We start from the raw sequence: 675 nt of genomic DNA, 5'->3' as shown, positions 1-675 counted from the left end.
GTGCAGCAACAGCTTGCGCGTCAACTGCCACCGCACCCCCGCTACCCCGGCCACGTCGGGACGGTCCGACCGCGCCTGCGCCCCGAGTGTGGCGGCGAGCCGCGCGAGTTCGGCATGTTCCTGCGATAGATCGGCCCTGCTCAGCATGCTTCGCTCCCCTGACCCCCGACTGTTGGCCGGCCAGCTTGCGAAGTCGTTAAACAGCCAGAACGATGCTATTCCACGCAGGGAGGGGACGACTTGATGACGATCACGATCACCGCGTTCGAGGCCTCGCCGGATCGGGGCCGCGGGCTGGCGCGCGACATGCCGGTGCGCTGGGCGCTGGAGGAGGCGGGGCTGGCGTACGACGTACAGCTCCTGTCGTTCGCGGCGGTCAAGGCGGCGGAGCATCGCAGCGCGCAACCCTTCGGCCAGATCCCCACCTACCGGGACGGCGACCTGACGCTATTCGAGTCCGGTGCGATCGTGCTGCACATTGCCGAACGTCATGCCGGGCTGCTGCCCCACGACGCCGATGCGCGGGCACGGGCGATCGCGTGGATGTTCGCGGCGCTGAGCACGATCGAGCCGCCGATCGTCGAACGCTCGCTCGCAACCCTGTTTGAGCAGGACCGTCCGTGGTTCGCGGAGCGGCAGGCGATGCTCGACGCCCGCGTGCGGACGCGACTGGGC

Annotated in this window: 1 protein-coding gene; it reads left to right on the top strand. The window is 69.3% G+C overall.

The features are described 5' to 3' along the window. Nucleotides 1-243: 243 nt before the first annotated feature. Nucleotides 244-675, top strand: a 432-nt coding sequence (locus AC0IYH_RS29055) for a glutathione S-transferase (RefSeq protein WP_471837460.1), incomplete at its 3' end; no start/stop codon positions are given.

The organism is Pseudomonas sp. AC463 (assembly GCF_979253585.1).
This window is presented reverse-complemented; position numbering and strand designations above follow the sequence as displayed.